12 protein-coding genes and 1 pseudogene are annotated in these 14,992 nt (G+C 38.6%); 7 read left to right on the top strand and 6 right to left on the bottom strand.

The features are described 5' to 3' along the window. Positions 1-57: 57 nt before the first annotated feature. Positions 58-801, bottom strand: coding sequence for an HAD-IIB family hydrolase (locus tag BTO23_RS05400; RefSeq protein WP_105063101.1), 744 nt, complete (start codon positions 799-801; stop codon positions 58-60). 455 nt (positions 802-1,256) lie between these two features. On the opposite strand from BTO23_RS05400, the gene BTO23_RS05395 reads away from it, so the two are divergent. Both BTO23_RS05395 and BTO23_RS05390 read left to right on the top strand, forming a co-directional pair. Next, positions 1,257-1,688: a LysM peptidoglycan-binding domain-containing protein gene (locus tag BTO23_RS05395; RefSeq protein WP_060990939.1), complete on the top strand. Its 432-nt coding sequence runs from the start codon at positions 1,257-1,259 to the stop codon at positions 1,686-1,688. Between the two features lie 138 nt (positions 1,689-1,826). After that, positions 1,827-2,699 carry a DMT family transporter gene (locus BTO23_RS05390; protein WP_061002313.1) on the top strand — a complete coding sequence of 291 codons (873 nt, stop codon included), beginning with the start codon at positions 1,827-1,829 and terminating at the stop codon, positions 2,697-2,699. Between the two features lie 86 nt (positions 2,700-2,785). Here BTO23_RS05390 and BTO23_RS05385 read toward each other — a convergent pair whose 3' ends face one another. After that, positions 2,786-3,808, bottom strand: a complete 1,023-nt coding sequence (locus BTO23_RS05385) for a Mal regulon transcriptional regulator MalI (protein ID WP_061002315.1) — start codon at positions 3,806-3,808, stop codon at positions 2,786-2,788. Positions 3,809-4,055: 247 nt separating this feature from the next. Here BTO23_RS05385 and malX point away from each other — a divergent pair, with 247 nt between their 5' ends. The 3 genes from malX to manA all read left to right on the top strand — a co-directional run bounded on the left by malX (position 4,056) and on the right by manA (position 7,990). Continuing rightward, the gene (gene malX, locus BTO23_RS05380) at positions 4,056-5,633 is read left to right on the top strand and encodes a maltose/glucose-specific PTS transporter subunit IIBC (protein WP_060990942.1); all 1,578 of its coding nucleotides are present in this window, start codon (positions 4,056-4,058) and stop codon (positions 5,631-5,633) included. A gap of 81 nt (positions 5,634-5,714) precedes the next feature. Beyond that, positions 5,715-6,887: a MalY/PatB family protein gene (locus BTO23_RS05375; protein ID WP_105063100.1), complete on the top strand. Its 1,173-nt coding sequence runs from the start codon at positions 5,715-5,717 to the stop codon at positions 6,885-6,887. Next, complete coding sequence (gene manA / locus BTO23_RS05370) at positions 6,884-7,990, top strand: mannose-6-phosphate isomerase, class I (RefSeq protein ID WP_105063099.1); 1,107 nt, start codon at positions 6,884-6,886, stop codon at positions 7,988-7,990. Before BTO23_RS05375 ends, manA begins: the two co-directional genes overlap by 4 nt. Positions 7,991-8,059: 69 nt before the next feature. Here manA and BTO23_RS05365 read toward each other — a convergent pair whose 3' ends face one another. Then, entirely contained in the window at positions 8,060-8,968 is a 909-nt protein-coding gene (locus BTO23_RS05365; RefSeq protein WP_105063098.1) for a DMT family transporter, read from the bottom strand. Positions 8,969-9,035: 67 nt separating this feature from the next. On the opposite strand from BTO23_RS05365, the gene BTO23_RS05360 reads away from it, so the two are divergent. Beyond that, positions 9,036-9,857, top strand: coding sequence for an AraC family transcriptional regulator (locus BTO23_RS05360; protein WP_172794745.1), 822 nt, complete (start codon positions 9,036-9,038; stop codon positions 9,855-9,857). A gap of 80 nt (positions 9,858-9,937) precedes the next feature. On the opposite strand, the gene BTO23_RS05355 is transcribed toward BTO23_RS05360, so the two are convergent. From BTO23_RS05355 to BTO23_RS05345, 3 genes and pseudogenes are all read right to left on the bottom strand, one after another. After that, on the bottom strand, positions 9,938-11,110 hold the full coding sequence (locus BTO23_RS05355) for a MalY/PatB family protein (protein WP_170066696.1): 1,173 nt from the start codon (positions 11,108-11,110) through the stop codon (positions 9,938-9,940). After that, a pseudogene (gene nhaC, locus BTO23_RS05350) lies at positions 11,107-12,575 on the bottom strand (Na+/H+ antiporter NhaC). The gene BTO23_RS05355 and the pseudogene nhaC overlap by 4 nt, the downstream one beginning before the upstream one ends. 136 nt (positions 12,576-12,711) lie before the next feature. Next, complete coding sequence (locus tag BTO23_RS05345; RefSeq protein ID WP_105063097.1) at positions 12,712-13,734, bottom strand: LacI family DNA-binding transcriptional regulator; 1,023 nt, start codon at positions 13,732-13,734, stop codon at positions 12,712-12,714. Between the two features lie 202 nt (positions 13,735-13,936). Between BTO23_RS05345 and BTO23_RS05340 the strand changes: the two genes are divergently transcribed. Further along, a complete protein-coding gene (locus BTO23_RS05340; RefSeq protein WP_105063096.1) occupies positions 13,937-14,929 on the top strand; it encodes an MBL fold metallo-hydrolase in 993 nt (330 codons plus the stop codon). Positions 14,930-14,992: the final 63 nt, after the last annotated feature.

Below are 14,992 nucleotides of genomic sequence, written 5' to 3'. Positions count from 1 at the left end.
GTTAACTCTATGAATTTACTAACAGATCAAAAGTACTCTCAATGTCACTTATGAATGCTATTTCACCATTTTTTCTACCGCATTATTTTGCCAGTATATTAACCCTTCTAATACGCCTTCTGCATGGGAGGCATTACTTGTATACACGTGATTGAGCCCAGACAAATGAGCGACTTCGTTATAATGGTTTGCGACTAAAATGGCGTTAATACCTGGCATAGTCAGCATGCTGGTATCATTGGCTGAATCTCCGGCGACACAAATTTCTTCAGCAGCCAGATTGTATTTTTCCATGATGTAATGAATGGCACTGGCTTTGTTTATCCCTTTTGGGGTGATATCAAGAAACCAGTCATGAGAATAGGTAATATCGACATCAATTGAGTGTTGTTCAAGTGCTGTTGCTATTGTTGAATATTGCTTGTGGTCCAGTTGTCCCTCAAAAGTGATCTTATAATCGCCTTGATGCGATGGATTACACTCTCCTAAAAACGTGATGTCTTGCAAAGCGGTTTGTATTGCCGATTTATTCCATCTTGTTTGCAATTGGTGTTGCCAACGTTCATCTGCAATTAAATCATAGTCATAATTAATACGTGTGCCAATATCACTAATAATACACCGTGGTTTTGGGTAGTTATGCGTAGTTAATCCTTCTTTAATAGAGGGCAGCGTTCTACCTGTAGCAATAATAAAATGCAGTTCGGGTTGTGTATCTAGGTACGCTGAAAATTGGTCTACACCCAGTGATGGTCCGCCATTAATCGTACCATCGAAGTCGCAAACTAGCATTTTTATCATGGTGATTACCTATTTGTTGGTGTCGAGAAAAAACGCACTGTTTTAAACGTGTGTAGAATATTACGTAAGATAGATAAACTTATCTTAAGCCTTTTTTATTGGTCAATAACTATGTTTAGTGTTGTCTGAAATGATCTAAATGTATACTAAATTGCTTTAAAAAATACGATGAGATCACAGGTAAATAATGTAAATTAAAGTAGTGTTCTATTAACTAAATATTCAAGGCTTCATTTATCTTTCTGGTTTTTTCGCATCATCTTAAAGCGAAAAAACGGGATGTTGAGATGATTTTTGTTACTAAAATTGATTGATGTTTTAATTAAAATAGTTAATTAAACTGGCACCAAACAAGCAAAATCCACTGATAACGCTATTTATTACTTGTGCATACATCTTATTTTTATGACAATGGTCGAAGTTATTTGGCAAACAGATGAAGTTGTGAGAAAAGTATGAAACAGACAAAAAATATTATTCTAGTCGCGTCGCTAATGTCTACATTAGTTCTTACTGGCTGTGCATCAAATGATGAACTTATTGCTCAGCAAAAAAATCAGACAGAACAAATAAGCGCCCTAGAATCAAAAGTAGGTACGTTAGAGTCTAAAGTGAATACACTAGAAACTGAATTACAATCACAAAAAGACACTGACAGTGAAATTTACCAAACGGTTCGCAAATTAGATGCTGAGCAAAATGAGCTTAAAGCTCAAGCGCAAAAGCAAGTTGATGAAGCGGTTATGTATTACACAATCAAACAAGATGATACGTTATACAGCATTGCAAGAGAGCAAGGTATTGCATTAGAAGATTTACTTCAATTGAATCCTCAAATCGATAACCCTAAACGTCTGCTTATTGGCGATGTAATTAATACTAAATAGTCATGTTTTAAAGAGGTTATAACTTTACGAAGTTCGGCATCTTAATACCTATAAACTATTTAGCATAAAAGAGCATGTTGGTTGTAATCACAATATGCTCTTTTTTTATTTTCCTCATCATTACTATTAAGCCCTTTTATGCTAACTAAATTCCGTGCAGAGCCTATTTTAATTATAACCACTCTTTTGGCTGGTGCTGGGTGGGTATTTTCTAAACAAGCAATTCAAGAGTTACCTCCGTTTGGTTTTATTGGTATTCGCTTTATTCTGGCTTCATTGTGTTTATTGCCATTTTGCTTTGGCGCATTGAAAAAAGCCTTATGGCAAGATTGTGTTCGTTCAATGGGGGTTGGTGTATTGCTTTCTGCCGCTTTATTCTGTTGGATCCATGCAATATCAATCAGCGACACTTTAGGTGAAGGGGCGTTTATTATGAGCCTCTCTATGCTGTTTGTTCCTTTACTTGCTTGGCCGTTATTTGGCAATAGGCCACCAAGAGCATTTTGGTTATCTTTACCCGTTGCGGTTTCTGGTTTGTTTTTATTGGCATGGAACGACGGTTGGAATGTATCGGCAAGTCAACTATGGTTTATTTTTGCAGCAGTAGGGCTTGCGACGCATTTTAATTTTAACAGTAAATACTCAGCAAGCTTGCCGCCCATTTTATTAACGACATTGCAATTATTCATGGTTGGTTGTTTAGGTGTGGTGTTATCACTGTTTTTAGAAACATGGCCACAAGAGGTGAGCTTAGTTACGTGGAAGTGGGTGTTACTAAGTGTGTTACTGGCAACCAGTTTACGTTATTTATTGCAAACGATAGGACAAAAGTGGGTAACCCCAACTAATGCAGCGATCTTAATGTTACTTGAACCTATTTGGACCATGCTGCTGAGTGTTTGGATATATGATGAATCCATGCCGTTAAATAAACTGATTGGCTGTGGTTTATTGCTTCTGTCTTTGGTTTTCTATCGCTTTAGCCAAGTGAGACATAAGCTGCGGTCGTAGTATCAGATGTTTGGGCTTGTAATTATATATTACTAACCCAAATGTTTTTTCTTCTATCTGTGGTTTTTATTTATTAAAACAGGTAATTAAGCTGAATCACGGGCAATTAATTCTGGGTTTAAAATCAGACTTTGAGGTGCGCTGTCTTTATTGTTGATTTGATGAATTAATCTATGTCCAGCTTGGCGGCCAATGTCACGGATAGGGGAAGAGACAAAGGTGAGTGATGGTTGAATTAATTCAGCTTCAGGCACATCATCAAACCCAATGATAGCGATTTGTTGCCCAATATAATTATCGTTACCCACACTGCGGTTAGATCGATTAACACCGTATACAGCGCCAAACGCGGTTGATGAATAATGGCAAAGTATTGCTGTTATTTTTGGGTTTTTATTAATTAGTTGATTTACAGCTTCTGCAGCAGCAGTTTGACTCTTATCACACTCTACTACCCATTCAGGCTTAAAGGGTAAACCAAACTGCATTAGTGTACTGCAATAACCCCCTAAACGTTCTGCTCTGCTTAATGAATCACTTTGGCCGCCAACGTAAGCAATTTGACGGTGTCCTTGTTTAATCAAATACTCTGTAGCAATTTTGGCTGCTTGCATATTGTCTGGCCCAACAAAGTCAATTTGTTGTCCTACTTTTGCTCGAGCTACACACACTATCGGTAAATTTAAATCTTGTATTTTTTGGACATTAGGAACGCCAATGTCACGGATAGGGCAAAATACAATCCCACCAACATCTTGAGCGACCATGGTTTCAATGCATTGATCAAACTTATCTTGATTTGTGCCTGATTGAGTAAGAAAAAGCATATAACCTTTTTCTTCTAATACTTCACTTAACCCTGCCGCAATTTCAGCATAATAGGGATCACTAATGTCTCTTAGGATCAATCCAATTAATAATGACTGTTTTGAGCGTAAATTAGAGGCCGTACGGTTTTTAATGTAACCAAGCTCTTGTACTGCTTGATTTACTTTTTGAATGGTTTCAGGTGAGATCCGTCCTTTATCGCTCAGTGCCATTGATACGGTTGTTACTGAGACGCCAGCGCGTTTTGCAACATCCTTAATATTTGCTTTTTTGTTTGTCATAGCACTTCTTTTACCACGATTAGATAAAACGTTTTACCTAATAAAACACATTTATTACCGCCATTCTAGCGTAATTATCAATCGAATGGAAAAAGATCGTGATCACTCGCACAAGATTATTGGTAAAACGTTTTACCAGTATTTATCAGGTGTATTGTGTGACCAAGATTAAGAGGAAATTTAAACCAATGAAGATGTTTAAATTACTCAACGGTATTTATTTTAAGTGATCAATTAAGGATATTTTATGCAGCAAAAAGCGAATAAAACGACTTTATGGGAATTCTTACAAAGCTTAGGAAAAACCTTCATGGTACCTGTTGCTTTACTTGCATTCTCAGGGATATTACTTGGTATTGGTAGCTCTTTCTCAAGTGCTGCATTAAAAGAGGCAATGCCATTTTTTGATAATGTTGTTTTCCAATATTTATTTATATGGATGACAAAGATTGGTTTAGTTGCCTTTATTTATCTTCCTGTCATGTTTGCAATTGCCATCCCTATGGGTCTTGCTCGTGAAGAGAAAGGGGTAGCTGCATTTTCTGGTTTGGTTGGTTACGCTGCACTAAATTTAGCGGTTAACTTTTACCTAACGGTGAATGGTGTACTTGATAATGAAGTGTTACGTGAAGCTTACGGTGTAAAATCTATCTTAGGAACCGAATCGATTGATACTGGTATTTTAGGTGCGGTTATCGTTGGTATTATCGTTGCTAAGCTGCATGTTCGCTTCTATACGTTTAAGATGCCTGATGCATTAGCTTTCTTTGGTGGTGCTCGCTTTGTTCCTATTATTTCAACGATTACGTTAGGTGTTGTTGGTTTATTGGTTCCTTTTATTTGGCCTTACTTTGCGGCAGGTATTAACGGCATTGGTCACGTTATTGCTGGTGCAGGTGATTTTGGTCCTTTCTTATTTGGCATGAGCGAACGTCTACTTTTACCTATTGGTCTTCATCATATTTTAGTTGCGCTTATTCGTTTTACTGAAGCGGGCGGCACTATGGAAGTGTGTGGTGATACGGTATCTGGCGCATTAAACATTTTCTACTCAGAGCTTTCTTGTTCTGAAACTCAAGGCTTTACTCCATCAGTTACTGCTTTCTTATCTCAAGGCAAAATGCCTGCGTTCTTGGGTGGCCTTCCTGGTGCAGCTTTGGCTATGTACCACTGTGCTAAAGTTGAAAACCGCAGCAAGATTAAAGCGTTATTAGTTTCAGGAGTGGTTGCTTGTATTGTTGGTGGTATCACTGAACCGCTTGAATTCTTATTCCTATTCGTTGCTCCAGTTTTGTATTTTATCCACGCAATTTTAACTGGTCTTGGTTTCATGATTATGGGAATGCTAGACGTTACTATTGGTAACACCGATGGCAATATTATTGATTTCTTAGTCTTTGGTGTGCTTCAAGGTCTGTCTACTAAATGGTATCTAGTTCCTGTGGTTGCAGGTGTTTGGTTCGCGGTTTATTACTTTGTGTTTAAGTTTGCGATTCTTAAGTTCAACCTTAAAACTCCAGGCCGTGAAGCGGAAGACGTTGCGATGTCTAAAGAAGAAGCGGCAATTATTGCAACAGCTGGTGGTAAAGGAAAACTTATCCTTGCAGCACTTGGTGGTGCAGAGAATATCACGTCATTAGATAACTGTATTACACGTTTACGTATGACGGTTGAAGACATGAGTTTGGTTGATGATGCTCAGTTAAAACTGTATGGCGCTCTTGGTGTCGTTAAGCTTGATGAACATAGCTTACAGGTTGTTATTGGCGCGCAAGTTCATATTGTAAAAAATGAAATGCAATCCTTAATGTCAGCAACAGCTTAATCGCTAATAGGTGGAGGTTCTCTCCACCTTTTTCACATCCTTCGTATTTTAATCTTATAGAAATGAGCTTTTGGAGTCGCTATGTTTACTTTCTCTGAGCAAATCAATCGTAAAGGCAGTTACTGCACTCAATGGGATTACGTTGCTGATCGCTTCGGTGAGGCCGATCTTTTACCGTTTACAATATCAGATATGGATTTTGCTGCGCCACCTGTGGTTATGAATGCACTAAAATCACGAATGGAACATCCTGTATTTGGTTATAGCCGTTGGGATCACAGCGATTTTAAAGGGGCGATTACGGATTGGTTTAAGCACCGTTTTAATGCTGAGCTTGATGGTAACCATCTTGTTTATGGGCCATCTGTTATTTACATTATTTCGCAGTTGATCCGTCAATGGAGCAGTGCAGGTGAAGGTATTATTATTCATACTCCTGCTTATGATGCCTTTGATAAAATGATTTTAGGGTTAGAACGAACGATTATTCCAAATCAATTATCCCCTTCTTCAGATGGTTATCAAATTGATTGGAATGTATTTGAAGCTCAATTATCTGATCCTAATAACACGATTTTATTGCTTTGTAGCCCTCATAATCCGACAGGTAAAGTCTGGAGTTATGAAGAGTTGAAACGCATGGCAGTTCTTTGTGAAAAGTATCATGTTGCTGTTATTAGCGATGAGATCCACATGGATATCTGTTTTAAACCTCATACGCCTTGGCAAGGGTTTGGTATGGGGACTCGTTGGGCTTTAGTCAGCTCAGCATCAAAGTCATTCAATATTCCGGCACTTAACGGCTCTTATGCATTTATTACTGATGACATCGCAAGAGAGAATTACTTATTTAACCTTAAACAAGTGGATGGCCTTTCTTCTCCTTCTATTCTTGGTGTTATTGGTTTAATGGCCGCTTATCAAGAAGGTGGTCCTTGGCTTGATGAACTGAAATCGTACTTATATGAAAATCATCGTTATGTTCAAGAGATGTTGGCGAAAGAGTTACCAAGTATTGGTTATCAAATTCCTGATTCAACGTACCTTGCATGGATTGATCTTTCTTCTTTATCGTTAGATATGGATGCTTTAAATCAGTGCTTAATTAAGAGCCATAAAGTTGCCATCATGCAAGGCAGTACTTATGGGATTGCAGGGAAAGGTTTTGTAAGGCTTAACCTAGGTTGTCCGCGCATAAAAGTAGAGCAAGGATTAACGGCTCTTATTTTTGCAATTAAAGAGTTATCTTTATGAATAGTGTATATACCGTTAAAGCAGGGCAGCGTCATTACCAATGGGGATCTCATCTACTTTATGGGCTGTTTGGACTTCCAATCCAAGATGATAAACCACTGGCTGAATTATGGTTTGGTGGGCATCCATCGTTGCCTTCTAAAGTTCAACTTGATGACAATTCTTGGCAAACATTAGATAAGTTTTTAGAGCAAAAACCTCTGAATTTTTTGTTTAAAGTATTGAGTGCCTCTCAGCCTTTATCTCTTCAGGTTCATCCGAATAATACTCAAGCGAAAGAAGGTTTTGAGCGTGAAAATGCACAGCACATTCCTTTAGATGCACCACACCGAAATTATAAAGACGCTTACGCGAAACCTGAAATGGTCATGGCGTTGTCACCTTTTAAAATTATGGTGGGATTTAAAAGGTTAGAAGATATTACTGATAATCTTAATTTAATTCAGTCAGATGCATTAAACGCTATCTTACAAAGTGACGCATTTAATCATCAGACATTATTATTATCACTGTTGCAATTAGCACCAGAAGATAAGCAACATATTATTGCGCAGGCATTATCTATTGGGATTGGTCACAATGATTCAATGTGGCAGCAATTGGTTGAGCTTGCACATTATTATCCAAGTAATATCGGGGTATTAGCGCCGCTTTATATGAATTGTTTAACTTTAGAGCCTGGTGAAGCGATGTACTTACCGGCAGGTACTATCCATGCGTATACAAAGGGTACTTGTATTGAGTTGATGGGTTGTTCAGATAATGTATTACGAGCAGGGCTTACTCCAAAATATATTGATACCGCTGAGTTAATGGCCTGTACTCAATTTACTTCGTTTACTCCTGAAAAGTTAACTCCAATGCTTGTTGAGTCAGAACAAATATTGCAGCCAACAGAGACTGATTTCGGGTTAGCATTATGCCAAGTCACTGAGCATGAACAATCTTTAATGGTGACGTCTCGTTCAATTTTATTGGTTGCCAAAGGACGAGTTAAATTTAATGACACTGTGTTGTTAGCTGGGCAATCATTATTCATTGAATCAGGTGCTTATCAGGTATCTGGTGATGGATTATTAGTTCGGGCTTTTGAATCTAAATAGAAGAAAGAGCCGATAATGTTATCGGCTTTTTTTATAACTAAAGAATGAGTGAAAATATCGTGACTGGTACTAGCTTTTCGATGTCTTGATTATATTCGGATTAATACCCATTCGAAGAGGAAAGATTTTCACTTGAGCGAGTAATAAACCGATAAAGACAAAACTCCCACCAATGAGGTGATATATGGTGGGTGATTGCCCTAAAAAGACAAGACTAATTGCTACTGTAAATACCGGAACTAGGTTCATAAATAAGGTGGCTTGAGGCGCTCCAATTCGCTGAACTCCTTTTAACCAAAACCACGGAGCTAATACAGAAGCAAATGCAGCAGCAAACAGAACCATAGGCAAAGCATCTGTAGTAATTACATAAGAGTCACTGCTAAGGAGTAGAGGGAGTTGCAGTAATGTGGCAATTGCGACTTGGCTAAAAATAGAGGCCCAAGGCTTAAGAGGTAACTTCCATTTATTCAGCAGTATTGAATAAAGGGCGTAGGCTAAGCTCGAAATAAACATTAAACCGTCGCCTTGTTGAATTCCGCTTGTGAGTAAATTAGTAGGGTTACCTTTACTGAGCATATAGACCAAGCCAGAAAGAGAAATAACGGCACCAATTAATGCTTGTTTTTTTAGCTTGTTGCCTAATAAAGGCACAGCAAGAAACAGCCCAAATAGTGGCATGAGTGATAAAAATACGGCGATATTTGTTGCGCTCGTTGTGTGGGCAGCATAGTAAGCAAGACATTGATTTAACACCATGCCCAGCGAGGCGAGAGCAGTGAGCTTGCCTAAGTTACTTACGATTAATTGTCGTTGTTGCCATACGGGTTTAATGCAAAATGGCAACAAAATAAATAAGGCAAAAAGCCAACGATAAAAAGCAATGGCTCCGGGCTCTATTGCGCCAGTGGCTAATTTGCTTACTACTGCGTTTGCAGCCCAAATAAAGACAGCAACAATTGGGAAAAATAGATTCATAGTTATCTCTGTTATTGATAGTTAACAGAATTGTCACACTAATACAGAGAGCAGTGGTATACCATTTATGACACCTGATATAGCGATTACGACAGATAAAAAATTCATGCCTAAATTGACAGAAACACTGCCAACAGATGTTTTTTGTCACTATTTTTTTATTGAAGCGAAAACAGAAACCTTACCGCATTCACACTCTTGGGGGCAGTTGCATTTAATTAAGCAAGGAGTGTTAGAAATGGAAGTGGATCAACAGAAAATGGTGTGTCCTGCAAACTATACGATTTGGACTCCTCCTCACCAACATCATCAGGCATTTAATCGGAATGATATTGAATATTGCGCCATTAATATTACGGCAGAGTTGAGCGAAAAGTTTCCTAAACACGCGTGTATGATCCCATTAACACCGTTATTAAGGGCAATAATTGATGACTTGATTGAACGAAAAACAACGATGGTGAGCTCAGAAGAAGATAAATGCCTTAGCTATGTGCTTATGGATAGATTAGTAAAAATAAACCCAATTGAAATTTATTTACCATCAACGCAAGATAAGTTATTAGCACCTATTTTGACGCAACTAGAAGAAAACCCTGAAGATGATTCGAGTTTATCTGTTTGGGCTAAACGTGTGTTTAGTACAGAAAGGACGCTAGCCAGACGCTTTCAAAAAGAATTAAAAATGAGCTTTAATGATTGGCGGCAGAGAGCAAAATTAGTTAAAGCAATGACATTATTGAAAGAATCCATAAGCATTAATGAAATAGCGTATCAGCTGGGTTATAGCCAAGGGTCTTCTTTTATTAAAATGTTCCGAAAGCATACTGGTGTAACTCCCGAACAATTTAGAAAGCAGAATGAAACTTCAACAGTGAGGGATAATTAGAAAATAGAAAACCAGTTGTTTGATGATAAAAAACCGCTGAATTTAGCGGCTTTTTTGTTTTAGACGTTATGGTTATTTATTTAGCTACTCAGCGCAACGTTAATTCGCTGCATTGCTTGAACTAACACTTCACGAGGACAACCTAGGTTTAAACGAATAAACCCTGAGCCTTCACTGCCAAACGCAATCCCCATGCTTGGAACAATGCCAGCCTCAACTAATTTCAATTCTAGCTCTTTGTCCGTTAATCCAAGAGAGCGGCAATCTACCCATGCTAAATATCCAGCTTCTGGAGGCGTAAAGCTCAGATCTGGTAGTTCGCTTTCAATAAAAGTTGCTAGAGTAGTAATGTTCTCTTGTAGATAGGTTTTTAGCTCGTTTAACCACGGTGCAGAGGTTTGGTAAGCAGCAGTGGCTGCACACATTGCCAAGCTATTATAAACATCCATACCATGAGCATCTAAACGACGAACTAAACGTGCTTTTAATTCTTGATTAGGGATCATGAAATTAGAAATACGAACTGAAGACAAACCAAATGTTTTACTTGCTGCTGTTGCTACAATCAGTTTTTGTTGTAGATTTTCTGGTAGTGATAACGCTGAATGGTAAGTGTTATCTCCCATCGCTAAATCGCCCCAGATCTCATCACTTAACAACCACACATCGTATTGATGACATAGCTCTGCTACCGCGGTTATCTCTTCTTTTGACCATGCTTTACCAACAGGGTTGTGAGGGTTACAGAAGATCATCACTTTAGCGCCTTGCTGAAAACAAGATTCTAAATGAGCGAGATCGAGTGAATAGTTCCCTTGTTGCTCTACTAATGGATTTTCAACTAATACTCGGTCATTAAACTCAACGATTTTACGAAATGATCCATAGCCCGGCGTTTGCATTACCACTTTATCATTGGTTTCTGTTAGCAATTGAATTGCCATTGAAAGCCCCGGTAATACACCGTGTACGGTTGTTATCCATTCTTTTTCAATTTGAATGTGATGCTGCTGTTGATACCAAGTGATGATCGCTTGGTAGTAGTCATCATTACGTTCTGCATAACCAAAAATACCATGGTCAATGCGATTATGAAGTGCTTCTAATACGTGTGGTGGCGCTTGAAAGTCGTAATCAGACACCCACATAGGTAGTCGGTCCGTGCCATCTAATCCGAGCTTTTCTTTCATGAAATCCCATTTTAATGAGCCGGTGTTACAACGGTTGTGAATGCAGTCAAAAGAAGTTGTCATGAGATAGCCTTAGGAGATAATGAGTCGTTGTTGTCTTGAGTTACGGGTGCTTTTGCAATACCAAAGCCCGTGAAACCATAAATGATGGCGAAAATCACGCCGGTGTAACATTGAATTGCCCATGGAAGGTAATCAAGCGTTGCTACGCCTAATGTGCTTGCCATGTAAATACCTGCGGCTGTCCATGGAACCAGTGGTTCGATAATGGTGCCTGCATCTTCAATGGTTCTTGACAGATTTTTTGTATCCAATCCCATTTTACGATAAGCGTTTTGGAATAATTCTCCTGGGATTAATAGGGCAAGTTTGCCATCAGAAGTTGTGAATACCACGGTAATCGTAGCAATCACGGTTGATAGAATTAACTGGCCTGTACTATGAATCAGGTGTAAGAAGCGACCTAATACTACATTGAGTGCGCCAGTTAAACTTAAAATACCCGCGAAAGCGAAGGCACAAAACACAAGAAGAATAGTGCTCATCATCGAGAATAGGCCACCACGGTTAAGCAGTTTTGCAATATCAGGAACCAAGCCATCGGTTGCATGACCATTTGCGTTTAGCATATCGATATTAAAGCCATTCACAAACGCTTGCAGAGCTTGTTGTAAGCTAAAACCTTGTACGAAAATGCCAATAACAATCGCTAAAGCAGAAGCCGCAAGCATCAATGGAAGTACTGGTTTTTTAGTAAATGCACCCCATAAGATCATCATTGGTGGCACAATTAATAGAATATTAAGGTTATATAGGCTTTCTAATCCTGCAAGTATGTCGAGTACTTTTTGAGGCTCGCTTACATTCGCGACATCACCATATTGACCAGCGAAAAAGAAGACAACAGAAGCGATAACAAAGCCCGGTAGCGTGGTATAAAGCATGTGTTGGATGTGTTCGTATAAGGTCGTGCCAGAAACAATTGGAGCAAAGTTGGTTGAATCAGAAAGAGGGGAGATTTTATCACCAAAGTAAGCACCAGAAACCACAGCACCTGCGGCGGCTGCCATTGATACATCAAGACCTGCGGCAACACCCATTAGAGCAACACCTACAGTTCCTGCAGAGCCCCATGATGTACCTGTACACACAGAAACCACACTGGTAACAAAGAAAGCAGCGATCAAGATATATTGAGGACTAATAACTTTTAATCCCCAGTACACCATATAAGGAATAGTACCACTGACCATCCAACTTGCGATTAGGCCACCAACAGAAACCAAAATTAAGATAACAGGCATTGCTTTCGCCAGTTTCTCAACAATGGCATTCATTATTTCATCCCAGTTGTATCCCAGTTGTATCCCATTTTATAAGCGATAAAACCGGTAAAGGTGGCTGAAGTAAGTAGCAGCGCTTCAATTTGTAGACCGAAGAGGCCGTATCCAATTGCAAGTAGACCAAACATGACTGCAATAGGTGCTATTGCGAGTGCAAATGATGGTAGAGGCTTTGATTGTGTCATTTTGTATTCCTCGTAAACAGATGTAGGGTTGTTTTGTTTTTATGAGGTCATAATAAGAGTTCTATTCATTGGAATATGAGAGATAGGTAACGGACTCATGTAAGCGCTTACATGGGGTTGTTACCTAAGATGTTCATCACACTTTTAGGGCTTGTATGTCTGAATAAGGTATGACAGTTTGGCGCTTAACCAAGCTAGCATTAAAGCGATGATTTGATGGAGGGACATATCCAGAGTTTTTGATTTTTAATGCTAAATCAGCAGCATAAGTCGACATTTCATCAATAGGGTTGTGCATGGTGGTTAAGCGTGGGTAGAGATATCGAGCTAATAAAACATCGTCAAACCCAATAATAGAAATATCGTCAGGTACACGAATATTATTTTCATGTAAATTCGCCATCAAACCCGCAGCCATTACATCGTTAAAGGTAACCACAGCGGTGACTTCTGGGCATTGAGCCAGTAATTGTTCACCCGCCAGTTCTCCGCCTTGTTCGCTAAAGTTCTGATTTATTATCCAGTTTGGTTCAATAGTAATATTGGCTTCTTTCATGGCATCGCGATAACCGTTAAGTCGCTCTGTTCTGTCTTCAATAGGAAGATCACTGGTGACACAGGCGATCTTACGATGACCTTGCTCAATTAAATGAACCACAGATTCTTTAGCACCAGCTCTATTATCAATATAGACTGAGCGGTTGGATATTTGTGGAATGGTGCGATTAAGCAATACCATCGAAGGGAGTTGAGCGCTGTATCTAAGTAGGGTGGTATCGTCTAGCATTTTTGCGTGAACCACCATAGCTTCGCATCCTTGGCTTATTAAAAAATCTAACCCTTCTTTTTCTCTTTGTGCATCGTGACCACCGCTTACCACAACTAGTTGGCATTTATTTTTACGTGCCACTTCTTCTACATGTTTGGCGATTAAAGCAAAGAAAGGATCAGCAAGATTCCCCGTTAATAAACCAAGCGTGTTATTTGTCTTTTTTGCTAAGGCGCTGGCTCTTGCATCTCGCTGATAATTGAGTTCACGGATGGCATTTTGTACTCGCTCAAGAGTGACAGGTTCAACATAAGCTGAGTTATTAATTACGCGGGAAACGGTAGCAGTTGAAACCCCTGCTAACTTTGCAACGTCACTGATTGTCGCCATGATTACTACTTCGGTGATTAACATTGAGCGGAAGTGTAGCGTGGATTTTTAGGTAAAGATGTTAGTGCTATCAAATTCTGTGGGTCATGTTGTTTATAATTACTTTCTTATCAATAGTCTTAAATATTTAATACACCATTTATTTATCTCATTGTATTATCTGATTGAGCACAAGGGTGTGCAGTATTATTTAAGGTTGGATATGTTTAAAAATAAATTGGCAGTGTTATTTACGTGTTTGTCTGTTTTTTCTTTTTCGGCTCAATCCGCGAGTTTTGATACCGTTACTTTAGGGAGTAAAGGAGGGATCCAAGATGGAAATTTAACGGCTTTTTTAATTAAGAGTGAACAAGATTCAAATTTTATCATGCTTGATGCCGGTTCTGTCGTGAATGGATTGATTGTCTCAGAGCAGAAAGGCGCCTTTAACAATATCGCGTTGCCAGATAATTCTCCTTACACAAAAGTAGGCTATTTACTAAATGATAAAATCAAAGGGTATTTGATTAGCCATGCTCATTTAGATCATGTCTCAGGCTTAATTATCTCTTCTCCTGATGACAGTAAAAAACCGATTTATGGATTAGAGGGCACAAACAAAGATCTAATGAAGAATTACTTTAATTGGTCTGCATGGCCTAATTTTGGAAACAAAGGCGATGGTTTTAAACTTAATAAATACAATTACGTCGATTTGGTGCCAACGATGTGGAGCGCGGTTTCAAATACAACAATGACAGTAATGGCACTGCCGCTTTCACATTCTGGTGGAGAATCGACAGCCTTTATTTTAAAAGATCAAAAAGGGGATGTATTTGCTTATTTTGGGGATACTGGTCCTGACGATGTTGAAAAAAGTTCGGCATTGAAAACAGTGTGGTCAACATTGGCGCCTTTTGTTAAGGAAGGAAAGTTAAAAGGAATTATTATTGAAGTTTCTTTTACTAATGAAACGCCGGATAAATCGCTATTTGGACATTTAACACCAAACTGGTTACTCAAAGAGTTGACAGTACTTGAAAGCATGAATGATAAAGGTTCTTTAAAAGACTTAAACGTAGTTATTAGCCATATTAAATACAGTCTAAAGAATAGTGAAGATCCTAAAGTGATTATCAAAAAACAGCTAGCGGATGCAAATAAGCTAGGGGCTAATTTCATTTTTCCTGAGCAAGGCGATTCATTGCAGTTTTGAAAAAAGTAATCGTATTCTTAATGATTAATTTTATAAAATATCGTGAAATTTTTATTAATAAAT

Origin of the sequence: Aliivibrio sifiae, from assembly GCF_002954715.1 — a bacterium.
GTDB classification, from domain to species: Bacteria; Pseudomonadota; Gammaproteobacteria; order Enterobacterales; family Vibrionaceae; genus Aliivibrio; species Aliivibrio sifiae.
The sequence above is the reverse complement of the archived record's forward strand: the minus strand, read 5'-3'. Positions and strand labels throughout refer to the sequence as shown.